Origin of the sequence: Aquicella lusitana, from assembly GCF_902459475.1 — a bacterium.
Lineage (GTDB): Bacteria > Pseudomonadota > Gammaproteobacteria > DSM-16500 > DSM-16500 > Aquicella > Aquicella lusitana.
Genome location: NZ_LR699114.1, coordinates 1,873,155 through 1,896,258 on the forward strand (window position 1 = coordinate 1,873,155; position 23,104 = coordinate 1,896,258).

Here is a 23,104-nt window from a genome sequence, read left to right on the forward strand (position 1 = left end):
TTCCCTAAATTTGCTTCTATTTTATTAGTATAGTCCATTTAGGATACATCCCTGGCATTACTTATCCTAAAAAATCCTTAACTTACATCTGCCATAAATAATATACCCAGACCAACACCGGAATCCACTCTTACGGTAGGCGGCCTGTTTATATAGTTCTGGGTAGCCTCCCCCAGGGTTTGGCCCATCTGACCTAATGCGACCGCCAGTTTTTGAGAGGGGCTTAATTCCGGATGGGTAGTACTCGTTCCAAATATGCCGGTCGTTGACGTACCAGCATTAGTAATGGCGGAGGCGTAACCCTGCAGAAAAGAAGTTGCCATCATGGCACCAAATCGTTGCAGATAATGGTAGTCCACCTCACTCGCCATGACAGTGCGAGCCGTGTCAGGATCGATCGCGTAGGCTGTAACGGTTTTTGACGTTGTCCAGTCGTCCATATTCATCATGGTGAAATTCAGGCTAACTCGATCAAGCTGGCCCGATACACCTTTTGTAGTAACGATCTTGCCTAACAGTTTAGCGCCTTTATACTTCCCATCCACAATAGTTGCCATAACCGGACTATCAGGATAATCACTATTAATCGCCGTATCTAACACAGCAAACAAAATGGTTCCCGCTTTGATAAGCGGTGGCGTCGCTGGACCGGCCTCTCCCGCCGCGGCCGCAGCACCTGCAGCGCCCGCCGCTTTTCGCTCAAGCGCCTTGCCATTTTCATCCTTGCCGTTTCCATCCTCGCCTGCACCTTCCGTGTGCGCCATAACAGGCGGCTGCCAGGAAGCAATCAGTTGCTGGGCCTGTCCTGTCATCGCCGTCATTAACGCCTGAATACGCGCCTGTCTATCTTGTGCGGCTTCTTCCTCTGCACGCGCCTGTGCGACAGCAAAGTCAGTCTCTGCCGCCGCTGGTGCAGCCACAACATCTGCTTGCTGAACACGCTGCTGCAGCCTTGCAAATTCTTCTGTTGTTGGGCCGGCAGCTGCCGCTGCGGGCGTTGCTGTCATTGCCGCATATTCCTGCATTAATTGCGATGCCTGTTCAGGTGTAAGCGCGCCCGCCTGCACAGCCTTTTTCAATTCTTCTGCATAAACCGATGCAGGCGCATTGTTTCCTTGTAGATCACTTAATTTTTGCGACATTTCTCTTAAATGTTTTACAGCTTCATAGTCACCAATTTTAAGCTTGGCGATCTCAGGCGTAATTTTTTTCTCTTGCACCAGCTGATTAATTACACCTTTATATTGTTCAAGCGGAATGTTTTTCTGGATGAGCGCGGTCAATTGCGCGCCAACCGCTTGCGACATCTTTCCTTCTCTCATCAAATCATTGATCTCACCATACGCGGCGGCTTCCGCCTGCTGCAGCATTTGGTTAATGGATCCGGTAGGACCAATCTCCGCCTTTTGGCTTTTGTATTCGTCTAAGATCGCCTTCGCCACCACGGGTGTCAGTTTGCCTTGTGACACGTTTTGCTGCAGCGCCCTTGTGTAGGTATCTACCGGCACCATGCGGTTTTCCAGATCAATCAATTCCTTTTCCACATCCGGTGTAATTTTTCCTTCACGCGCCATTTTTTGTAAGGATGCAATGCTTTTCATTACAATTTCTTTCGCACGCTGTTGGGTATACTGTGCAAGCAACTGTTGGGCAACAGCAGGGGAAATCTTTCCCTGGCGGACCATTTCCTGCAGCATGGCGGCATATTCAGCCGGCGACATTTTCTTTTTTTGTGCATCCAGAAGCTGGTTTGCGCTATCGATAGGTAATTGACCCGATTTGATCAAGCTATCCATTGTATCCGCACTTTGCTTCAACAGTCTGTTTGCATGCTGCTTCTTATACTGCTCAAGCAATTGTCGTGCTTGTTCGGGTGTTAATTTTCCTTCCCGCACCAGTCGATCCAGCTCAGCGGCATATTCATCCACTGATGCATTTTTATCCGCCAGCTGCTGTAAAGCACTAGCAACCTCCGGCGTCACCTCTCCCTTGCCAACCCAGTTATCCAGTGTATTTTTTACATTCGCTTCTTCTTCGTAACAAATAACACATTGACTGGTCGCTGCCTGAGGCTGCTGGGCAATACTAATCATAGTAGGAACGGCACTGGTCCCGGTAATTTGTGCTTGTCGCGCACGTTGGGCACTTGCCTCTTCCACGGCGCGCTGGTATTCAGGTGTGATCGCTCCACCGGGTACAGACTGCAACCCAGGAGGCGCAGAAGCAATACGGGAAGGTCCGGCCGCTTCCTCACCGCCGCCCAAAAAAAGTGATGCCACATAAAAAAGCAGAGCAATCGCCACGACACCCGCAAGCAGAAAGAAGACACGGGCTCGAGCATTGAGGCGATTAAAAAAATTAAATTTCGAAAAATCAAAAGCCATTAGAATCCCTCAATTTTAAGTTCAGCTGGCTCTCCATAACGTGATACTAAAACAGAAGAGGTTCTCGGGAGTTCGTATGCCTTCATCCCATCCGGACTGGTCATGGTGCCAATCCATCCCGGAGAGAGTAAGGTAAAACGGGTTCGAAGATACATTTTTTCTCCCAGCAACCATGCTTGCGCATCTGCGCCGCGAACGGCCAAAGGTTTGCTCCCTGCCGGCGCAATTCCATCCAGCACACCCAACAGCAACTGACTTGCACTACCCGGCAAAGTGGTTCCGATCGGAACATCTTTTGTATTAGGGCCGATACCTGACACATGCAAGTCAACCCGATAGTCCACCACGCGCTGTCCCGTCACAATCTCGAGGGTAATAGGCGTAGGAAGTCCCACCAGCCTAACCACAATATCGCCGTAACTATAAGGTGAGACAGCCTGCAAGAGGATAATATTGCTCTTGCCATCCCATTGAACGTTCACGGATTTAGGGCTGCCAATATCGAAAGCCGCGATAGGCCAGGGTGCACCGGTGGAATCTACGAATACCAAAGAAGAAACATAGCCTTGTGCCAAGCGAATAGCAGGCGGCGTGGTTCCGGGTGCCAAATTAATCATCAATGTAGTTGATACCGGCTTGGGTGGAATGTGGGGGGGCACGGCTGCCGCACGTTGGGCAGTATCAATTTGCTGACGCAGCCTGACCACCTGCTGCGGTGAAAGCGGCATATTTTGCTGCAGCATGGTATTAAAAGCAGTCGCTGCATCCGGATTAGGCGGGATACTGGTCGGCGGCACGGAATTTAACATGACTTGTTGGCTTTGCTCATAAGAAAGCGGTCCTGGAGGAGGGCTGGGGATGTTTGAAGGTGGCAACTGATTTGTCTCAAAAGGATTCGCATTTGCCGCTGGAGCAGGCGGAGGCGTTGAGGGAGCATTATTTTGCAGCCACTGTTCGAACTGACTTGATGAAAACTGCCCGGGAGGAGGTGTCTGAGCAGGCGGCATGTCCTGCTGCGCAAACACAGGTAACATCAGCGCCTGAAAAAAAATGATAATGAGTAAACCTGTAATCTTTGCCATTTAGCTCGTCCCTGTCCGCTCAGCCCCTGTGCCACCTGCCACAATTACATTCTCAATCCCTACACCATCCAGATTATTCAAAGTAGGCACGCGTACTACCAACACTTGCAGCGTGATAGCGCGAACCGACGAGCGGTTGTAACTTGTATAGGTGATGCTAATTGGCATCTGCACCCACCAGGCATATCTCCCTGATAATAACCCTTGCTGCAAAATAAATGGCGCACCTGTTGGTGCGGCGCTCACAAACTGTTTATTTGTTTGAACACTATTATAGTTCACATAGATGTTCAATTGGTTCAAAAACACTTTCCATCCGCTAGGGGTAAAGAAGTGTGCGGCTTTTTGCAGCTGATCGTTGTAATGATAAAAATCGAAAACAAACACCTTCTGCAGGGCATCGCTCACCCATTGCAGTAAATCCGGTGTTTCCAGATAGGGCTGATTGATCGGCACCGCTGCTTGCACGCGCCACTCAGGATCCACACCAAAAGTGATTGGTTGCGGTTTATTCAGATATAAATATAGAGAAATACCAATCAATAAAAAAATAGCTGCGCAAATGCTCAGGATAATAAAAACAACCTTACCGAAACTATCTCGATAAAAATCATTCTTTATCTCAACGACAATCTCTTCAGCCATTTTCCCTCACTCTCTCATGCTCATATGAGTTTCGGCTTTAACCTATCATTTTGCGCGATCTTTCAACGTTCTTCAATCGAAAACAGAGTAAAAACTATGCACTCAAAAAAACCATGAGTTTCATTACCCCGTGGGTGTTCTTGAAATTTCCTGCGGCTGAGTAGAAGGAGAAGTCGCAAATCTCGCGATAACTTGCAATACACCGAGCCCTTTATAGCTTTGAAGAATTTCCTGCCTTTGGACAATCATAGTCACATCCAGCGGATTAAGCACCTTGGATTCATTATCAAAAGGCGGCTCCCAATAGGTCATCAGCACACGCATTTCAAATTTCCATGCATAAGCACCGCCCAATATGCCTTGCGCCACGATTTTAACCGGCGGTACGACTTGCGCAATCACGATCTGCTTGCGCCCCGTCACTGCGAGCAGATTACCGGAGAGGGTAAGCCCCCTCATGTAAGTTGACCACCCATAGGTCGTAAAATATTTTTGTGCCGATTGCAGCTGCCCGCGATAATTAACGAAATCATAAGAAAAAGCCGTTTGCAATGCTTCGACTGCCCAGTTAATCACTTCATCATTGCTCATGTTTGGCCTATCCACTGGGACAATCTGAATAAGCCGCCCAACGCTATCTGCAGCGAAGTAGAGAGGACGCTGGGGATTGCGAATAAGAAAATAAAGAATGCCAATTAAAACACCAATGATGATGATCGTTAACGCCAAGGTACTTAAAGCCAGATAATGCAGCTGTTTATAAAAAATGTTGCGCGAAAAAACTGTCACCATCGGATCTTTTCGGTTTGTCTTCATCGCGGCACCATGACAAATTGATCAATACCTATCCCTTGCGGGTTCTTATAAGTAGGTACCCGCACGATCGTGAGTACGACAAAAAAATCACGCTTGGTCGTTGTATTGGCACTTTGATAAGTTACCAGAAATGGAATCTGTACCCGCCAGGCATAGTCTTTACCGGGTAACGGACCTTGATTGGAGATCACCGGCGTGCCAGCAACGACGCCATTTATAAACAACTTGTTTTCCCAAATTGTATCGAGAAGGCCACTCACGGAACCTTGATAATCAGCCCACCCTGCCTCAGTAAAATAGGGCCTTGCCAGTGCAAGCTGTTCCCGGAAACGGGAAAAGTCAAAAGTATAGGCCACCGTCGCCGCCTTGCTTCCCCACTGCAACAGCGTCTCCGGCAGCAGGTTAGGTTGAAGATAAGGCGTTAAAACCATTCTATCTCCATCCGGCTGCACGGCATGGAATGCTGGCAACGGCCGCTTGAGCATCTGAAAAAACACGACGCCTACTGCAATGATCATCAAAACAATGACCGTCATCAAAACGTAAATAACATGATGGTAATGCTTACGGTAAAAATCATGCTCCCGCGGCATATATTTTTCTTCGGCTGCGCTTATCGCCATGCTGATTGTCCCGTTTGTGTTTGTGGCGGCATGGGTAAAATCTTTCCTTCAATGGTATTAGCATAATGCTGCTGTGAAGGAATAACCAAAATGAAATAAATAATGGCTGCAATTAGCGCAAACATGATGAAAACGGTCATCATCAGCCAACGTAAAGTTTTACGATACTGATCCCGGTAAAAATCACTATGCAAGCGCGCTATTTCATGTCGTCGTCCCCACATGGGTCAGGCTCCGTTACCAGCGATTACTGCTTTACACATACAATTTTTCTAATGTAATTTCGATGCGGTAATTATCCGTATCCCAATTCATGGTGTTTTTAGTGACCAGGCGTGTGCCGCCATAACCCGTTGCATATAAAACGCGGGCGTCAACGCCGCTTGCCAGTAAGATCTTGGCAACTCGTTCAGCCTGCTGCTGCGATAAAGCGAGGTCTGCGCTGCTGGTACCGCTTGCGTCGGTATAAGCGGATACCTTCACCAGCATTTTTGTGTACTGATTAATATACTGAGCCACCAAATAAAGCGTGGAATAAGCTTGCGCTTTCAATGTCGAAGTCATGGGATTAAAAAGACGTGCGGAGGGCAGGACAATCAGGATTTGATCGCCCAACACGACAATATTTGCGCCGCGATTTTCCAATCGGTCATCCAGCGTTGTGGTTGAGTCGATGTAAGAACCATAAGCCGCACCGAGAATGGCACCAATGGCAGCGCCATGAAAAACGCCGATACCGGAAGATAAACCGCCTGTTACCGCACCGGCTGTACCGCCAATAATAGCGCCCTTGGTGGCTTGGCTGGCATTCTGGTAGGAATCTGCGATATTCCCTTCAGTGGCATTGTTATAAAGATTTTTAGCATTTTGTACGCCCATATCCATATTGGAAGCGGCTTCGCGGGAAACATCGGAAGAAGCGCAAGCACAGAGAAAAAGGCAGAAACACGTTAACAGAAAGAAACATCCGTATGGCTTGCTTCTCCAAAAAAAGAACAGGGGATTCATCCTGCCAACCTTGGCGATCACCAACTTTTGCACTTCGTTATGCACCCTCTTCTTGAGTCTTCGTCTTAAGAGAGGTTACATAATCACATAGCTCATTGGCAATAGCCACTACTTCCTCGCTGGGCAAAAAGATGCCTTCAATAGGCGGTGGATAATCGGTAGCGAGCGCCATATCTTTAAGGATTTCATTAGTCATTGGGTTCGCCTGAGAAGCCGGTCGCCCCATCAATCTTTCAAGCAATTCGATTTTATCTTTGGCTATTCCCTTATTCACTAAAGGCGAACTGAATTGATCAAACTGTGGCGCACCCACCAGCGCCTTGACGGGTTCAGGCAGGGCAACTTTGGCAAAAATATTAAGCCTTCCGTCACCGACTTCTTCTTCAGGCGCCTCCACTTTCTCAGTCGCGGCATGACGATTATGAAATGCCAGTAAAGCAGATAACGCGCGCTCAATGGGATTCGCCTCGGGCTGAGAAGTGATGGAATCAGAAATGATCTGGATTTCTTCGCCTTCGTCCTGCGGCAAAGTAAACACAGCTTCATCTGTTGCCAAGACTTCATCAAAGCGCTCAATTCGTTCTTCAAGATCGATCAATACGCGTCCTGGCGGTCGTTCTACTTTCAGGAATTGATTAATTCGCATTCTTTCAACCGGTGCAGGGTTTGCGAAAAACATTCTCGCGCGTATGATTTTTGATTTAAAGAAGATATGCGCTTCGCCCTCGCGCTGGTCTTTTAAATCCTGCAGATCAATACGCTGCCGCTTTTCAGATGAAGCACTGCGGCTATCCATATAATTATTTAACAGACTACCTGCATTGGTCTGAAAAGAATCTACTTTGGTGACATACGATTCACCGGCCGTTTTTTGGAAAAAATCCCAAGTATCCATGGGATCTTCCAGTTTCATACAAATCTTGATGTTTGTATTGGCGCCGATAGAGGCAGCTTCTTCTTTGGAAGCCTTCTGGAACGCCGGTAAATCTTGTCCGGCAAAAATAACAGAAAAGCCGAGTGAACGGGCTTGTGCGGGCACAACGGCAAAGCCTTTGACCGCATAATAACCGTATTCATCGAGAATACACATATAAGGCGTGGGTGCATTGGTTGGCTTGCGAGTGATTACCTCACGATAGGAACCTTCCACCGATTCACCGAGACCCGCTGCCATCATGGCCTTGAGCGAGGCAATAATGGTTTTACCGAGGTTTGCCAACTCATCAGGTGATTTTTCAAGCGCCGGCAGCAACACAACTAGAATGCGGCGATTTAAGACCACATCTTTCAAGTCCACTTCTGCTAGATTAGTACGAATGATATGCCCATAGGTATCCGCCAATGAACCGAAGGCACGTGTCAATTGCATGGTGATAAATCCGTGCTGTTCAAGCACTTGTGAACCCTGCTTGCCTTTTTTAGACCGATCATAACCCGGCAAGTTGATAATATAGTTTCGAATAGGCTCAAGGACGAGATCCGGCGTTTCCGCAAGACTGACCGGTTCTTGATTGTCGCGCGGAAACATCTTGTCCATGGCTATTGCTTCAAGGCGTGTCAATTCAAAATAATTACGGATGGTGTTCGCATCCAGCAGAATTTTGCCCTGATCGCGCATGTACACCAGCACTTTCATTAACGCTTCGACGAAAACAATGGCACGGCCTTTCCACATATCGCCATCAGCACTTTGCGTGCCCTGGTCCATCAGGCTCACTACCAACTGCGACAACATACTGGAAGAACCATTGCAAAACGGGTTCATGGTATTGGACAGGCGCTTTTCCTGGGCACCCACAATATCGCGCGCGCCTGTCATGAAGTTAATCAGCAAAAGATCATCTTCACGGCCCATGCTGCGGCACATAGAAAATACTTTTGCGAATAAAGAATTGTCGCCCTTACCGTCCACATACAAGAAACCGCTGCCTTGCACTAATGCGTTGTATGAGAGTGAAACAAGCGCTTCTGTTTTACCGCTACCGGTTGACCCAAAAATCAAAACGTGGGTGCGCATATCGTCATTATTAAACCAGAGCTCATCACTATCCGATCGCCGGTTACCAAAAAATGAAATGCCTCTTGCAAGACGAGGCTTGTTAGAACCTGGCAAGGGGTCATTATAGTCATATGCCTTGGAGCGTTGCGGCATGCGAAATGGCAGTGTACTGCGGCGAGTATAGGCGTAGATAAAAGTACCAATACCTAAAATCCCAATAAATTCGGCAACCGCGGGGAAAAAGAAAGCAGCAAAGGCAAAAGATGCCATCAAACAAGCACTATTGACGGGGTCTTTGAAAAAATCAACAACCTTCATTCCCAATGTACGTGTATCACGCAGCAATAATTGGGGCTGAAGTTCATGCTGTTCTTCTAAGCCGCGTATTCCCATTTTTCAATACCTCGCTAACACCTAACTGTTATTGCTGCTCATCCGGATGATAAACCACTTCTTTCAGAGCCAACTCCAGCGCATTGGTTGCTTCTTCAACCATGGGGACCATTAATTTTCTTCCTGCTTCTTTCTCTGCTACCCAGTGAGCAAAAACACCCGCTACCTCTGCGAAGGGTGTTTGCCTGCCTACTGTGTTCAATGTATACCAAAGCCGCCGATCCATTGGTTTTAGCCATAAAAAATCAGCTGAGGCTTGTACACCATCCTCTCGCGCGCCTTCCAGCATGGACGCCATCACGGTTAATACATAAGCATGCGACTGCACGATCCGTTGCACTGCCTTTGAACCCATATGTTTTTTTAATAACTCATTAACGCCTGCTACATTGAGCTTACCTGAGCCTGACGAAGCAGCGAGCTGCGCCAACAGATTTGCGGCACCTTTGCTGTCCGCATTAATACGCGCAGCAAAAGCAGCAAATAACGCTTTTGCATGCGGCGGCAATCTCTCTACGCCCTTCCATAATTGGCCCAATTGCATGGCAAAAATCTTATTAGATTCGCCACGCTTTAATACCACCTCCACACGGTCCCAATCTTTGCGGCTCATCCCTTCACGCCGTTGTGGACGCACTTCTTCGAGCAACTTAAACCGTTTGCAAAATTGCAAAGGTGACATCGCCATGGACCAAGGCCCTTTGTCGATGTCTGTTTTGACCAAATCGAGTCCGATCACGGGTGAAATTTGCGGCCAGTTTCCTTTCTCGAGCACGGCCAAATCCTTCATGGAATAAGTACGCCTAAAAATACGCGTGCTATTACCAAAATAGACAGCAAAGGCAAGCGCGATCAAGATGACGATAAAAGGATAACGAAGCCAGTCCCCGACAGTGATACCAATATTAATCAGATCGTTGAAACTGGTTTTGTCTACATTCACCTGCATAGCCTGAATATTGGCTTGCACGCGCTCAAACCGGTCGCTGAAAATAGTTAAAAACTTGGCTTCGTAAAGTTTAATCTGAAGATAAAAATAGGCGATTTGGTTTTTAAAAACATACCAGACAGCACCCATCGCAGCAAAAACCGCTGCGATACTCCACAACATGGCATTGGAATTATCAGATTGATTACCCTGTGGTGCTGCGGCCATTGTTAAACCTCTCTATAAATCCTTACCAATCCTTTTAATTATAGATGATTTTGTGAGAGTGCAAATTACCAGGCATCGACCTTGTAGTCAAAAATTTTAGAATAATCAATTGCATAATAAAATGACCGGGTTTCTTGATGGCATGGGAGCAGAAAAATGCAAGCTCCATTCTCCCTGTCATGCCAGCGGAAGCTGGCATGACGCAGCCCGTTAACACAGGCACATTCACTGCTTATTGACTGATAAAAGAACTGAAACACATCACGTTACGCTTAGTATTCTTCTTCCTGTTTTTGCTGCTTTTCTTTAATTTCATCCAATGTCTTGCAATCTATACAAAGCGTTGCTGTGGGGCGCGCTTCCAGACGGCGCAGGCCAATCTCAACACCGCAGACTTCACAATAGCCATATTCCTTTTCCCGTATAAGCTCGAGGGATTCTTCAATTTTCTTCAGCAGCTTCCTCTCTCGGTCACGCGTCCGCAGTTCCAGGCGGAAATCTTCTTCCTGGCTTGCGCGGTCATTGGGATCGGGGTAATTAATTGCTTCTTCTTTCATATGAGTAACAATCTTGTCACCGCCTTCCAGCAATCGCTGCCGCAAAGCCATCAGAATTTTTCGGAAATGCTCCAGCATTTTTGCACTCATATAATCTTCGGTCTTTTTTTGCTTGTAAGGCGAAATGCCTAAGACCTCTAAGCTGGGCTCTAAAATGTCTTTTTCTTTAGTTGCCATAATAATATCTCCTACCCTGAGATTAATTGTAGTCCAAATTTGACACCTATACCAAAAAAACCTGTGCGCCGGCAATGAAATTCTGCCCTTCGGCAGCGCTCAAAATCGGCTCGTGGCAGCAAAATGCAGCCTGTCACCCTAAGCGCCTGCATAGCGTCCAAGCGTCACGCGCGTCTGTCCCTGCAAATCGCGAAGCGAGTGAACATGACTGTAACCGTTTTTGGAAAAGAGGCGCTGCACCGCTTCGCCTTGCGCAAAACCATGCTCAATGAGCAGATAACCCGCTTGTTTTAAGCGGGATTTGGCAGTATTAATAATTTCGCGAATAGCCGCCAAGCCGTCTTCTCCGGACAATAAAGCGTTTTCCGGTTCATACGCCAAGCCATCCGCATACCTTCTCCATTCATCCGTCGCAATATAAGGCGGATTACTCACGATGACATCAAATCCGCCGGCAGGCAGCGCTTCGCACCAATTACCTTGGTGAAAAATAATATTTTGCAACGTCAGATGCCGCCCGTTTTTACGGGCCACACTGAGAGCCGCTTCGCTAATATCAACCGCATGGATTTGCCATGCTGGACGCTCGCTGGCAAGTGCTAGGGCAATCGCGCCGCTGCCTGTGCCAAGGTCAGCTACTTGGACTGCCTTATCTTGCTCGGGAAATAAATTTAAGACAGAAGCGACCAACAACTCTGTCTCCGGGCGGGGAATCAGTGTGTTTTCATTAACAAAGAGCTCCAGCGACCAAAATTCTTTTTTACCTGTAATGTAGGCAATTGGTTTGCTGCGGGCGCGTTGTGCAAGCAAATGAATAAAATGCTGCGCGTCTTCAGATGCAACCGTCTGTTGAGGCCACGCATACAAATAGCTACGTGACTTCTTGAGAGCATGCGCCAGGAGGATTTCAGCCTCTAACTGAGGCACATCTGTCACCGCTGCAAGCTGATGTGTTGCCTGTTGAAGCCATTCCGCAATGGTCATTATGCTGGTCATCATTCCCCTAGGGACGCAATCAAGTCTGCGTTGTATTCGTGAACCAGCGCATCAATCACGGGATCCAGCTCACCCTCCATGATTTGGGGTAATTGATAAAGTGTCAAGTTGATACGATGATCCGTCAATCTCCCCTGCGGAAAATTATAGGTGCGAATCCGTTCAGAACGGTCACCGGTACCCACAAGATTGCGTCGCGTTTCCGCTTGTTGCTTTTGTTGCTTCTCCCGCTCTGCGGAAAGGATGCGCGCTTTTAGCAATGACATCGCACGCGCACGGTTTTTATGCTGCGATCGTTCATCCTGACATTCAACCACTGTGCCAGTGGGGATATGCGTAATCCGTATCGCAGAATCGGTTTTTTGTACATGTTGGCCGCCTGCACCTGACGCACGAAATGTATCAATGCGCAAATCAGCAGGGCTGATATCGATTTCTTCAATTTCTTCCAGCTCAGGTAAAATGGCTACCGTGCATGTAGAAGTATGAATGCGACCCTGTGCTTCCGTTTCTGGCACGCGCTGCACGCGGTGCACGCCGGATTCAAATTTGAAGCGCGAAAATGCGCCGTGCCCAACAATGCGGATAATAATTTCCTTATAACCGCCGTGCTCGCCATGGCTCTCGCTGATCACTTCCATTTTGAACCCTTTTGCCTCTGCATAACGCATATACATACGCGCAAGATCACCGGCAAAAATAGCAGCTTCATCACCGCCTGTGCCTGCGCGAATTTCCAAAAAGATATTGTTATTGTCGTGCGGGTCTTTGGGCAATAGATCAATCAGTAATGCTTCTTCCAGTGCCGCAATATCATCCTCTATCTGTTTGACTTCCTGCTTGGCCAGCTGCTGCAGCTCAGGATCTTCCTCTTCCAGCATGAGCGTTGCCTCTTCCAGTTCCTTGAGAAGCTGCTGGTATCGTTCGTATTTCTGCACAAACGGCTCAAGCTGCGCGTACTCTCTGGAGAGATCGCGATAACGATTGAGATCGCTGGTCACATCAGGATCCGATAGCAAACGTTTTAATTCATCATGGCGTTGAGCCAAATTTTCTAACTTCGTTTTAATAGATGGTTTCATAACCGCTCAGTTTCAGGATCCGGTATAGCAAATAATTGTTTGGCAAAACGCAGCAGATCGTAACGCCCTTCCGCCCCCGCCTGACGTAATTGTACACTGGGCGTATGCAATAATTTTTTAATAAAAGCACGGGCAAATGCATCCAATACTTCCGCCGGATCTGAACCCAGGCGAAGCTGCTGTCTTGCCTTAGTCAGCTCCGCGTGGCAAATATCTTCAATCTGGCCGCGGTAAGCGCGAATGGTATGCGCCACTTTATCAAGTGACCTGAGCTCGGTCAGGAATTCAATGCTTTTCTTGCGAATCATTTCTCGCGCTTTCTCTGCCGCATGCTCCCGGCCTTGACGGTTTTTTTCAATGATCGCCTTCAAATCATCAATGCAATAAAGTTCCACGTTCTCTAAATCAGCCACTGCCGGTTCAATATCACGTGGCACCGCTATATCAATGAGTATAGTTGGTTTTTCCTGGCGCATACGCGTAGCTTCCGCCATCATTTCTTTTTTAACGATAGGCTGCGCACTGCCGGTTGCCGAAAATACGATATCGGCCTGTGCCAGCGCAGTACTCAATTCTTCCAGGCCATAGACATGGCCGCCCACTGTTTCTGCGAGGCTGGCGGCTTTTTCTGTACTGCGATTAACTAGCGTCACGGGTTTGCTGAGAAGCGGTTGAAGATAACGTATCAATAACTCGGTGGTATCGCCTGCACCGATCAAGACCACGTTAGCCTGTGCAAATTCCACCAACCGCTGCCTTGCAAAGTAAACAGCGGCAGAGGCCACAGAAACAGGACAGGCCCCGATAGCGGTGGTCGTGCGGATTTCTTTGGCTACCGCAAATACCTGTTGAAAAAGCGCATGAAAAGCTGTGCTGACCGCAGAGGCAGCGCAGCTTTCCGAAAATGCTTCTTTCATCTGACCCAGAATCTGCGGCTCGCCGAGCACCATGGAATCAAGACCACATGCCACTTGCATGATATGCGCGATGGCTTCTTCATCGCGATAAGTATAAATCGCCGGCGCGAGGGCCTCGCGGGATAACGAAGTTTGCGCGCAAAACCAGTCGTGAACGGCATGAATATCATCGGCACAACAATACAGTTCCGATCGGTTGCAGGTGGAAAGCAACACAGCCTCCTGCGCATAGCCCCGATTCAGTAAATCCTGCAAGTAGAGCGAAAGTAGATCTTGCGCAAAATAGACCTTCTCCCGCAAAGTAATAGGCGCTGTCTTATGATTTATCCCAATTGCAAAAATAGACATGTGAATAAAGTTGCCAAGTTGTAATTTTGGGCATATTTTATGCTTAAACACGGAAGAAAAACAAAGGATTAATTCATTTTAGGATGCCAAAGCAATGCGCACACTGATTCTGCTCCTGTCATTTTGCACCTTCACATTCGCATTAGTCAGCTGTACTACGGTGACGCCGACCGCGCCCACCCCCGAAATTCCCTGGAAAAACCGCGAGCTGGCTCTAAGCCGCATTCAGAGCTGGCAGCTGTCCGGTAAAATTGCCGTTCAAACAGCTCGGGAATCGGGCAGCGCAACAATGAACTGGACACAGCAGCGCGAGCGCTATCAGGTCGCCTTACAGGGGCCATTAGGCGCCGGCTCACTCAGGCTCTCAGGGCAGCCGGGCATGGCCTCGCTTGAAACGTCGGACGGGAAACGCTATACGGCGAACAGTGCGGAGCAATTACTGGCTCAGCAGTCAGGATGGAATCTTCCGCTTTCCCATCTAAAATATTGGATCCGCGGCCTGCCCGTGCCAGGCGTTTCCTACCAGGGCCAATTTGATCCTTATCACCGCTTGAGCTCACTGGCACAGCAGGGATGGAATGTGCAATTTTTAAGTTACCGCCAAGTGGGAACCGTGGATTTGCCTGACAGATTGGCGATCACCTCCCCCCTGGTAAAATCCAAGATTGTGATCCACCAGTGGAATGTGAACGCAGTGAGAAATCCGTGAGTACTTAGTGATTATTGAATCCAAGATGAATAGATTCCTCTTTGTGCGGAATCAGGTTGCGCCCGTAGTGGAACCTTGTCATCGCCATTAATCATATAAATTATTAGCATTCCCATTGACACTCATCACCTCTCTCAGCAAAATAGCGCTTCCTATAATGGTGGGGTGTAGCCAAGCGGTAAGGCATCGGGTTTTGATCCCGACATTCCTAGGTTCGAATCCTAGCACCCCAGCCAAAATTTTCGTGACGTTTATATCGCTTCGCGCGCACTAGCAAAACAAAAATGTCTATAGCAAAGGATAGTACCGTGCCAGAAATAATGATTTTTAACGGTAACGCAAGCCAAGAATTAACGCAGCACGTTGCTGAACATCTTAATCTGCCTATCGGTAAGGCACTGGTTAGCCGTTTCAGCGATGGTGAAACCATGGTTGAAATTCAGGAAAATGTACGCGGTCGAGATGTCTTTATTATCCAATCTACCTGCGCCCCCTCGAATGACAACCTGATGGAGCTTATCCTGCTTGCTGACGCATTGCGCCGCGCTTCCGCAGCAAAAATTACAGCCGTTGTTCCTTACTTTGGTTATGCGCGTCAGGACAGACGCGTCCGCTCAGCCCGCGTGCCCATTACAGCTAAAATCGTTGCCGACATGATGGCAGCCGTGGGTATTAGCCGGCTGGTAACCGTTGACCTGCATGCTGATCAAATACAGGGCTTCTTCTATATGCCTGTTGACAACTTATACAGCACACCGATCATGCTGGAGGACATTCATCAAACAGATTATAAAAACATCATGATCGTATCGCCCGATGTAGGCGGCGTGGTTCGCGCTCGCGCCATTGCGAAACGAATCAATGGGGCAGACCTTGCCATCATTGATAAGCGGCGGCCAAAGCAGAATGAAGCCCAGGTAATGCATATTATCGGGGATGTCAAAGACCGCGACTGTATTATAGTTGATGACATCGTAGACACCGCAAACACGTTATGCAGGGCGGTAGAAGCATTAAAAGAACATGGCGCATCCAAGGTTGCTGCGTATATCACGCACCCTGTTTTATCCGGCGAAGCCATCCATAATATTGAGCATTCGTTGTTGGACGAAATGGTGGTCAGCGATACTATTCCTCTTAGCGAAGCGGCCAGAAACTGCCATCGCATTCGATGCCTAAGCTTGAGCCACACCATTGCAGAAGCTATTCGCCGTATTAGTGGCGCAGGATCGCTTAGCAGAATGTTTCTCGATTAGCGGCAAATATATCGCACCCCTTCACAGAGACCCTCCGGCATCGTTCACTTCTCTGCTGGATAGGCGCCCAAAATAGGCCCTACGGCAAGGTTACGCGATCATTCGACTAAACAACCAAATTCCATTACGCTGATAAAGCTAACCGCATTAATAGGAATATAAATATGGCAATGTCACAAGAACAGTACATGAGACGGCATTTTTTTATTACAGCAGCGCCGCTTTTTCTGGTGTTATTTATAGACAGTATGGGATTGGGCCTTGTCTTTCCTGTGCTCAATGAATTGGTCATTAACCCCAACACGAACTTTATCTCAGCGACTGTCAGCGCCAACATGCGCAACATTATCTATGGTGTAACCATTGGTCTCTACATGTTTTGCTGGTTTTTCGGCGCAGCATTTCTTGGCGACCTGTCCGATCAGATTGGACGCAAAAAATCCCTGATGATCTGTCTATTGGGTGCATTTCTTGGCTATCTATTTTCCGCTTTTTCAGTGATATTCAACAGCTTCACTCTTCTACTAATTGGCCGCATCATTGCCGGCTTCACCGCAGGGAGCCAGTCTATCGCCCAGGCTGCCATTGTCGATATCAGCACGAGTGAACATAAGGCACGTAACCTGGGACTCATCCTGTTTGTCATTTCGCTTGGATTTATTTTTGGCCCGCTCGCGGGCGGAATTTTATCTGATAAAGACCTCCTGGCATCGTTCAGTTACGCAACGCCTTTTTATTTTGCAGCAGCGATTTCACTGCTAAACGCCATCCTGTTACAGTTTCTTTTTAAAGAAACTTTTACGCACACTGAAAAACTCCGCATCAAACTTAGCCATGCGATTGAAATCTTCATATCGGCCTTCACGAATGAAAAAGTACGTGAACTGTCCATTATTCTACTGGTGATGATTTTTGGCTGGAGCGGCTTTTACTCTTTTATTTCCATGTTTCTCTTGCGTGTTTATCACTTCAGCGCGTTACAAACCGGATTTTACATGGGCCTCATGGGCGTAGGATTCGGCATAGGCACAGGATTTCTGGTCGATCCTTGCACCCGTTATTTTACGCTAAAAGCCTGCGTGATAGGTGGATCCTTAATCGCCGGTGTGTGCACTTTGTTGACCCTTCTTGCGCCGAATACGCTTTTCCTCTGGATCATTATTGTTCCGCTCGCTGCCGCCATCGCCATTGCCTATTCCACTATCCTGACCCAGTTTTCTAACCAGGTAGATGAAGATTCACAAGGCTGGGTCATGGGTATCACGGGCGCTATTATGGCATTTGCCTTTGGAGTAAATGGCGTACTGGTGGGCGCGCTTGCAGATCTGGATACACGTATTCCGCTCATTATTGCCTTTGCCGGCATGACGCTCGCAGGAGTGCTAATGAAGCTTATTTTTAAAGGAAATCACGATAAAAAAAATTAAATCAGGCCCGCTTCCCGCGTTAGCCTTTCATTCCCGCCAGCGCGGGGATGATCAGCCTGTGATAAATTCACTCGAATTAAAGGGCCACAGGGACAAGCCTTACGCTACAAGCATAAGCCTGTTTTCGTCCGGATGATCCAATTTTTCTCCATCGTCAGCTTCCGGCGCTTCTTTTGCCAGCCTATGATCAATAAAATGCGTAATGCTTTCCGCAAGCTTGGTAGTGAGGTAGGTTGTGCCTGCCACACTCAGGGCAACACCGGAACTGGACAGAATCAAATTTTGAACATTCTTTTGCGCCCACTCATACGTCGCCTGAAACACAATTTGCCACATGGCGCCGCCAGGAATACTCAGCAATAACTCGACACTGCGCTGCAAGCCATGATTGAGATCGAGCTTCCACTTCGCTTTTTCTTTCGCATCCAGCGCAGCAGAAACCGCAGAAATCACTGCATACTGGACCACTGCTTCGAAAATCCCCGTGTAGATACTTGAATAATAATTTGCTTCTTCCGTGGAAAGGTTCAAATCATTCTCGCCTGTTTCAGCCCCCAGCGACTGAGCATAATTCCAGGGAATAATTGCCAGCAGGGAAGCTGCCGCATACATGCTGATCACGGCTGCACCCGTGCGGGTACGGAATTTAGGGTTCAGTGCAAACATACCCAGCGAAGCCGTGGACAATGCTGCTGCGCCCATTCCAAACTGATTTAACCAGCTCCCCCACGTTTTTCCTAAACGACTGAATGGCCAATCCCATCCCTTGAATGCTGAAAGCGCCCAAAAGGTGTCGCGGCTTATCCCTAATCCTACCTGTGCGGGCAGGCTAAAAGGGACATCGTTTTTTACGCTCTCGTCAGTTGGATTTTTATCGGTTGACAGCAAAGGCTGTGCTTCTAAGTTAGTTGGTGACAAAAACTCACTTTCTTTTATATCTATATCAACTTCTTTTATATCTATATCAACATCCGACTCGGTAGAAATCGACTGGTTTGGCAGCATACCCATCCTCGTTATTTATATTTTTTAATGGCTTCTAAAATCGCAGTATAAAGAAGCTAGCTTAATGTTTTCTTAGACATTCTGCCGTCCAAAATGCGACTGGCTATAGCATCTTCATCAATTCTGTGTACAATATGCGATCCCTTATCCTGGTCGCGGGGTAGGGCACAAACTATTTATATCTCAATAAAGTGGAGTCAAAACAATGGCATCGAAGAATCACACGTTTGAAATCGAGGCTGCTGTTCGCCACGATAAAGGGAAAGGTGCGAGCCGCCGCCTGCGTCGAGAAGATAAAATACCCGGCGTTGTATATGGCGGAGGCAAAGAAGCCGTTTCCTTGTCGTTCGAACACAAAAAACTTGCAAAATCACTCGAAAATGAAGCTTTCTATTCTCATATTTTAACACTGAAAACCGGTACGGATTCAGAGCGGGTGATTCTCAAAGACCTTCAGCGCCACCCCTATAAGGCGCGCATTCTGCACGTTGACCTTCAACGCGTCAGAGCGGATGAAAAGCTCCATATGAGCGTACCGTTGCACTTCATTGGCGGCGAAAAAGCACCAGGCGCAAAAGATGCTGGTGGTATGATTTCCCATATTGAGACTGACGTGGAAATCGCGTGTCTGCCAGACGATCTGCCAGAATACATCGAAGTCGACATCTCTGGTATGCAGCTGAATGATATTCTGCATCTCTCTGATATCAAGGTGCCAAAAGGGGTAGAAATTGTTGCCCTTGCGCATGAAGACGACAAGCCCATCGTGTCTATTCATATGCCACGTGAGGAAGAAGTTCCAACAGAAGCGCCCGAAGCATCGGAAGTTCCTGCCATTGAACAGGAAGCTGAAGATAAAGGCGAGGAACCAGAAGAGAAATAATGACTCAAGCTCACGCAGGGCGAGAAAACCCGCCCTGCTGATCTTGGCAAATCACGGGGGCATCAGTGTCATTGCCTATTCAGTTAATCGTCGGATTAGCCAATCCAGGCAAAGAATATGCCGATACACGTCATAATGCTGGCGGCTGGTTTGTTGAAGCCCTTGCCCACTCAGACAATGTCACGCTTCGCCTAGAGGCTAAGTATCATGGCCTGCATGGCGTGATCCAGTTACATAATCAATCCTGTCATCTGCTTATTCCAACAACGTTTATGAACCATAGCGGTCAGGCAGTACGGGCTTGCATGCATTATCATAAGATTCCGCCCGAATCCATTTTGATCGCGCACGATGAAATTGACTTACCCACGGGAATCATACGCCTCAAATTCGATGGCGGCGATGGCGGACACAATGGCTTAAAAGATGTGATCCGGCACTTGAACACGCGACAGTTTTATCGCCTGCGCATCGGCGTAGGCCGTCCGGCAAACAGTAAAGATGTAGTGGATTATGTGTTAAATAATCCCTCTAAAGCGGACAGGCAAAAGATTGACCGGGCCTTATTGAAAGTAAATGATATATTGCCCTTCCTCATGGCAGGCGAAATGCAAAAAGCCATGCAGGAATTACATACAGAGAAATAGAATAATTTAATCACACCAAGCTATTCCACCGGAGAAACAGATATGGGCTTGAAATGCGGCATCGTTGGCTTGCCTAATGTAGGCAAATCCACCCTCTTTAATTGTTTAACCAAGGCGCAAGTGGAAGCCGCCAACTATCCTTTTTGCACCATTGAGCCCAATGTTGGCATAGTGGGTGTACCGGATCCGCGCTTAAACCGGCTTGCTGAAATCGTCAAGCCGCAGCGCATTCTTCCCACTACCGTTGAATTTGTTGACATAGCCGGCATTGTCAAAGGTGCCTCTCAAGGCGAGGGCCTGGGCAATAAATTCCTTTCGCATATTCGCGAAACGGATGCCATTGTGCATGTGGTGCGCTGTTTTGAAGACTCTAACGTGACCCATGTAGCGGGCCAGGTTTCGCCCGTGCAGGATATTGAAGTCATCAATACCGAACTGGCGCTGGCTGACCTTGAAACAGTAGACCGCGCCATTCTTCGCACACAAAAAGCGGCAAAATCGGGCGACAAAGCTGCACAGGCTGAAGCAGCCTTGCTTGAACGCATCAAAAAACAGCTGGATCAAGGCAAGCCTGCACGCGCACTCAGTTTTTCAAAAGAAGAAAAGCCTTTATTAAATTCATTCCATCTCTTGACGTTAAAACCCACACTTTATGTTGCCAATGTTTCCGAAAGCGGATTCACGAATAATCCGCTCCTGGATGAAGTCAGAAAAATAGCCGAAAGCGAAAAAGCAGAGATAGTGGTGATTTGCGCCGCACTCGAAGCAGAAATCGCGGAACTGGATGATGCTGAAAAGCAGCTTTTTTTGGCTGAATTAAACCTGGAAGAGCCAGGCCTCGACCGTCTTATTCATGCAGGCTACAAATTATTGGGCCTTGAAACTTATTTTACCGCAGGCGTAAAAGAAGTGCGCGCCTGGACCATACATGCAGGCATGACCGCGCCGCAGGCAGCGGGTGTCATACATACGGACTTTGAAAAAGGCTTCATCCGCGCTGAAGTCATATCCTATGATGATTTCGTGCGATTCGGCGGCGAACAGGGCGCAAAAGAAGCCGGCAAGTGGCGGCTGGAAGGCAAAGATTATATCGTGCAGGATGGCGATATCATGCACTTTCGATTTAATGTTTAGCTGATAATGAGGGGTCGCAATAATGGCTCTGCCTCCGCATTTTGCGGAGGCGTGGGATGCATTTTAGTACGCGAAGCTCTCAATTGATCGCCCAACACAATAATTTTCTGCACAATGCCGAACATTTTTGACTGCTTTACTGCCTCGATCTCGCCTTTGGTTTGTTCATCCTGAGCTAGAATGTTTTGCCATTTCAGAATGGCAGCCATCTGTTTACATAGCTGGTAGAATTCATCATGACCCGCGATGCGGGAAAACTCCGTTTCCTGTTTATATTTCAAAATCATCAAGTTAATGCTATCCACTATCAAATGACAAAATCGCTCCACCAGGGCAGCGGAAAACCCGGACGTTCCCGTGACGACGCCAAGGAGAAGCGCTGCAAGTAGTACCGATGTATCTTTATCGAGCGAAAATAAATACTGCCAAAAGCGCGTCAGCGGATCGAGCATGCATTCTATTCTTTCATTGCCAGTGGATTCATGAACAAAAACACGGCTGCACTGAATAAACTGCACATAACCATAAATGAGACCCGTCAGTAACATAAAACCAATAGCGTCGCTCAAAATTCGTGATGGTTTGCCGCCAGGCATAATAAAACGGTTCCGCTCAAAGACACCCTCACGAATTTTTTTTGCCCTGATAACTCTCTCAAGCTCATCACATCGACTGAACAAATAAGATTGGTAGGCTGGGTGACTGCGATGATTAATTGCCAAAGCAGTGCTATCCTTAAATGATTTCATGCTGGCAAATAGTGTGGTTATATTTTTTTCTCCATCCTTACCCTTAAAAAGAGGAGCATCCACCAGGGCTGAAGTTAATTTCTGGAAATGATGAGACACGGCTTCCAGTCGGCCGATGGTTTGTAAAAAAGTCGGCATTTCAAATGAAACGGCGCGGACAAGAATATCCAGTTGTAACTCTCTGGGCAGTAACGCAAAAAAATCTACACCGGATTCTTGAACAATAGGCTGAAGTTGAACACTTCCCGTTTCATTGACTGTTACTACTTCTTCATTATTTTTTTCTAGCATCATTTTCCCTGGCTAAACGGCAAATAAATCCCAACCTGGATTACACAAACATAAATCAACAAAGTTATGACGTTTTGCGCTGCCGCACGGCTTCAAATAAAAAAATGCCCGCCGCCACTGACACGTTCAAACTGGAAACCGCTCCCTGCATGGGAATCTTTAATAGCACATCACAGTGTTCGCGCGTGAGACGACGCAAACCTGTACCTTCCGCTCCCAGCACAAAGGCAACAGGCCCTGACAAGTCGGTTTGAAAAAGCGTTTGCTCGGCTTCACCTGCAGCGCCATAGATCCAGATCCCGAGCTCCTTCAGCAGCTCCAACGCGCGCACTAGATTGGTGACCTGGACAAATGGAACAGTCTCCGCAGCACCACTTGCCACCTTGCTCACAACAGGTGTAATGCTCGCAGCTTTATCTTTGGGAGCGATGATGACATGCACGCCAGCCGCGTCCGCTGAGCGAAAACAGGCTCCCAGATTATGGGGATCCTGCACACTGTCCAGTACCAACACAAAAGGAGGCGTTGTTGTATGCTGCAGGAGTTGTTTCAAGTCAGATTCCGAATAGGCACGCGCTTTAGAACAGAAAGCCACTATCCCCTGATGATTAGCTCCTTGAGTTAATCGATCCAATTCAAGCCTGGGAACCACGTCCACGACGATCCCCTTCTTCCTGGCCAACTGCAAAAGAGAGTCAATTTTTCTATCCTGACGCTCCTGCTGCACGCATAGACGGAGAACACGCTCCGGGGAATTGTTTAGCAGGGATTCAACAGCATGCAATCCAAAAACAAATGAGCTGGTCATTTTAATCTCAAG

General features: G+C 47.8%; 22 protein-coding genes and 1 tRNA gene. 7 read left to right on the forward strand and 16 right to left on the reverse strand.

Annotated features, from left to right (window positions below):
• Nucleotides 1–77: 77 nt before the first annotated feature.
• From AQUSIP_RS08725 to hemA, 13 genes are all read right to left on the reverse strand, one after another.
• A complete protein-coding gene (locus tag AQUSIP_RS08725; RefSeq protein ID WP_114833423.1) occupies nucleotides 78–2,384 on the reverse strand; it encodes a TrbI/VirB10 family protein in 2,307 nt (768 codons plus the stop codon).
• A complete protein-coding gene (locus tag AQUSIP_RS08730; RefSeq protein ID WP_114833422.1) occupies nucleotides 2,384–3,466 on the reverse strand; it encodes a DotH/IcmK family type IV secretion protein in 1,083 nt (360 codons plus the stop codon). Before AQUSIP_RS08730 ends, AQUSIP_RS08725 begins: the two co-directional genes overlap by 1 nt.
• On the reverse strand, nucleotides 3,467–4,111 hold the full coding sequence (locus AQUSIP_RS08735; protein WP_114833421.1) for a DotI/IcmL/TraM family protein: 645 nt from the start codon (nucleotides 4,109–4,111) through the stop codon (nucleotides 3,467–3,469).
• Nucleotides 4,112–4,234: 123 nt separating this feature from the next.
• Nucleotides 4,235–4,927: a DotI/IcmL/TraM family protein gene (locus tag AQUSIP_RS08740; RefSeq protein ID WP_114833420.1), complete on the reverse strand. Its 693-nt coding sequence runs from the start codon at nucleotides 4,925–4,927 to the stop codon at nucleotides 4,235–4,237.
• The gene (locus tag AQUSIP_RS08745; RefSeq protein WP_114833419.1) at nucleotides 4,924–5,550 is read right to left on the reverse strand and encodes a DotI/IcmL/TraM family protein; all 627 of its coding nucleotides are present in this window, start codon (nucleotides 5,548–5,550) and stop codon (nucleotides 4,924–4,926) included. The genes AQUSIP_RS08740 and AQUSIP_RS08745 overlap by 4 nt, the downstream gene beginning before the upstream one ends.
• Nucleotides 5,541–5,774: a hypothetical protein gene (locus tag AQUSIP_RS08750; protein ID WP_114833418.1), complete on the reverse strand. Its 234-nt coding sequence runs from the start codon at nucleotides 5,772–5,774 to the stop codon at nucleotides 5,541–5,543. Before AQUSIP_RS08750 ends, AQUSIP_RS08745 begins: the two co-directional genes overlap by 10 nt.
• A gap of 31 nt (nucleotides 5,775–5,805) precedes the next feature.
• Nucleotides 5,806–6,591: an OmpA family protein gene (locus AQUSIP_RS08755; RefSeq protein WP_147277453.1), complete on the reverse strand. Its 786-nt coding sequence runs from the start codon at nucleotides 6,589–6,591 to the stop codon at nucleotides 5,806–5,808.
• Between the two features lie 4 nt (nucleotides 6,592–6,595).
• Nucleotides 6,596–8,950: a TraM recognition domain-containing protein gene (locus tag AQUSIP_RS08760; protein WP_114833416.1), complete on the reverse strand. Its 2,355-nt coding sequence runs from the start codon at nucleotides 8,948–8,950 to the stop codon at nucleotides 6,596–6,598.
• A gap of 28 nt (nucleotides 8,951–8,978) precedes the next feature.
• The gene (icmP, locus tag AQUSIP_RS08765; protein ID WP_114833415.1) at nucleotides 8,979–10,106 is read right to left on the reverse strand and encodes a type IVB secretion system coupling complex protein DotM/IcmP; all 1,128 of its coding nucleotides are present in this window, start codon (nucleotides 10,104–10,106) and stop codon (nucleotides 8,979–8,981) included.
• A 272-nt stretch (nucleotides 10,107–10,378) separates the two neighbouring features.
• Nucleotides 10,379–10,840, reverse strand: a complete 462-nt coding sequence (gene dksA, locus AQUSIP_RS08770) for an RNA polymerase-binding protein DksA (protein WP_114833414.1) — start codon at nucleotides 10,838–10,840, stop codon at nucleotides 10,379–10,381.
• 138 nt (nucleotides 10,841–10,978) lie between these two features.
• Nucleotides 10,979–11,824, reverse strand: coding sequence for a peptide chain release factor N(5)-glutamine methyltransferase (gene prmC, locus AQUSIP_RS08775; protein ID WP_114833516.1), 846 nt, complete (start codon nucleotides 11,822–11,824; stop codon nucleotides 10,979–10,981).
• An 11-nt stretch (nucleotides 11,825–11,835) separates the two neighbouring features.
• Complete coding sequence (prfA, locus tag AQUSIP_RS08780; RefSeq protein WP_114833413.1) at nucleotides 11,836–12,918, reverse strand: peptide chain release factor 1; 1,083 nt, start codon at nucleotides 12,916–12,918, stop codon at nucleotides 11,836–11,838.
• Nucleotides 12,915–14,183 carry a glutamyl-tRNA reductase gene (hemA, locus tag AQUSIP_RS08785; protein WP_114833412.1) on the reverse strand — a complete coding sequence of 423 codons (1,269 nt, stop codon included), beginning with the start codon at nucleotides 14,181–14,183 and terminating at the stop codon, nucleotides 12,915–12,917. Before hemA ends, prfA begins: the two co-directional genes overlap by 4 nt.
• A gap of 94 nt (nucleotides 14,184–14,277) precedes the next feature.
• Here hemA and lolB point away from each other — a divergent pair, with 94 nt between their 5' ends.
• From lolB to AQUSIP_RS08805, 4 genes are all read left to right on the forward strand, one after another.
• Nucleotides 14,278–14,892, forward strand: coding sequence for a lipoprotein insertase outer membrane protein LolB (gene lolB, locus AQUSIP_RS08790; protein WP_114833411.1), 615 nt, complete (start codon nucleotides 14,278–14,280; stop codon nucleotides 14,890–14,892).
• 161 nt (nucleotides 14,893–15,053) lie between these two features.
• Nucleotides 15,054–15,128 (forward strand) — tRNA-Gln (locus AQUSIP_RS08795).
• A gap of 48 nt (nucleotides 15,129–15,176) precedes the next feature.
• Nucleotides 15,177–16,148 carry a ribose-phosphate pyrophosphokinase gene (locus AQUSIP_RS08800; RefSeq protein ID WP_332066534.1) on the forward strand — a complete coding sequence of 324 codons (972 nt, stop codon included), beginning with the start codon at nucleotides 15,177–15,179 and terminating at the stop codon, nucleotides 16,146–16,148.
• Between the two features lie 164 nt (nucleotides 16,149–16,312).
• Nucleotides 16,313–17,575 carry an MFS transporter gene (locus tag AQUSIP_RS08805; RefSeq protein ID WP_232058659.1) on the forward strand — a complete coding sequence of 421 codons (1,263 nt, stop codon included), beginning with the start codon at nucleotides 16,313–16,315 and terminating at the stop codon, nucleotides 17,573–17,575.
• 99 nt (nucleotides 17,576–17,674) lie between these two features.
• Here AQUSIP_RS08805 and AQUSIP_RS08810 read toward each other — a convergent pair whose 3' ends face one another.
• Nucleotides 17,675–18,580, reverse strand: coding sequence for a hypothetical protein (locus tag AQUSIP_RS08810; protein ID WP_114833409.1), 906 nt, complete (start codon nucleotides 18,578–18,580; stop codon nucleotides 17,675–17,677).
• A 205-nt stretch (nucleotides 18,581–18,785) separates the two neighbouring features.
• Here AQUSIP_RS08810 and AQUSIP_RS08815 point away from each other — a divergent pair, with 205 nt between their 5' ends.
• The 3 genes from AQUSIP_RS08815 to ychF all read left to right on the forward strand — a co-directional run bounded on the left by AQUSIP_RS08815 (nucleotide 18,786) and on the right by ychF (nucleotide 21,244).
• Nucleotides 18,786–19,463 (forward strand): 50S ribosomal protein L25/general stress protein Ctc, encoded by a 678-nt coding sequence (locus tag AQUSIP_RS08815; protein WP_114833408.1) that lies wholly within the window; start codon nucleotides 18,786–18,788, stop codon nucleotides 19,461–19,463.
• 65 nt (nucleotides 19,464–19,528) lie between these two features.
• Nucleotides 19,529–20,110: an aminoacyl-tRNA hydrolase gene (gene pth / locus AQUSIP_RS08820; RefSeq protein ID WP_114833407.1), complete on the forward strand. Its 582-nt coding sequence runs from the start codon at nucleotides 19,529–19,531 to the stop codon at nucleotides 20,108–20,110.
• 42 nt (nucleotides 20,111–20,152) lie between these two features.
• Nucleotides 20,153–21,244 (forward strand): redox-regulated ATPase YchF, encoded by a 1,092-nt coding sequence (ychF, locus tag AQUSIP_RS08825; RefSeq protein ID WP_114833406.1) that lies wholly within the window; start codon nucleotides 20,153–20,155, stop codon nucleotides 21,242–21,244.
• Here the strand turns inward: ychF and AQUSIP_RS08830 are convergent.
• Together AQUSIP_RS08830 and rlmB are read right to left on the reverse strand one after the other, a co-directional pair.
• A complete protein-coding gene (locus AQUSIP_RS08830) occupies nucleotides 21,241–22,287 on the reverse strand; it encodes a hypothetical protein (protein ID WP_147277452.1) in 1,047 nt (348 codons plus the stop codon). The two genes, ychF and AQUSIP_RS08830, sit on opposite strands and share 4 nt — an antisense overlap.
• 61 nt (nucleotides 22,288–22,348) lie before the next feature.
• Nucleotides 22,349–23,092 (reverse strand): 23S rRNA (guanosine(2251)-2'-O)-methyltransferase RlmB, encoded by a 744-nt coding sequence (rlmB, locus tag AQUSIP_RS08835; RefSeq protein WP_114833404.1) that lies wholly within the window; start codon nucleotides 23,090–23,092, stop codon nucleotides 22,349–22,351.
• Between the last annotated feature and the right edge of the window lie 12 nt (nucleotides 23,093–23,104).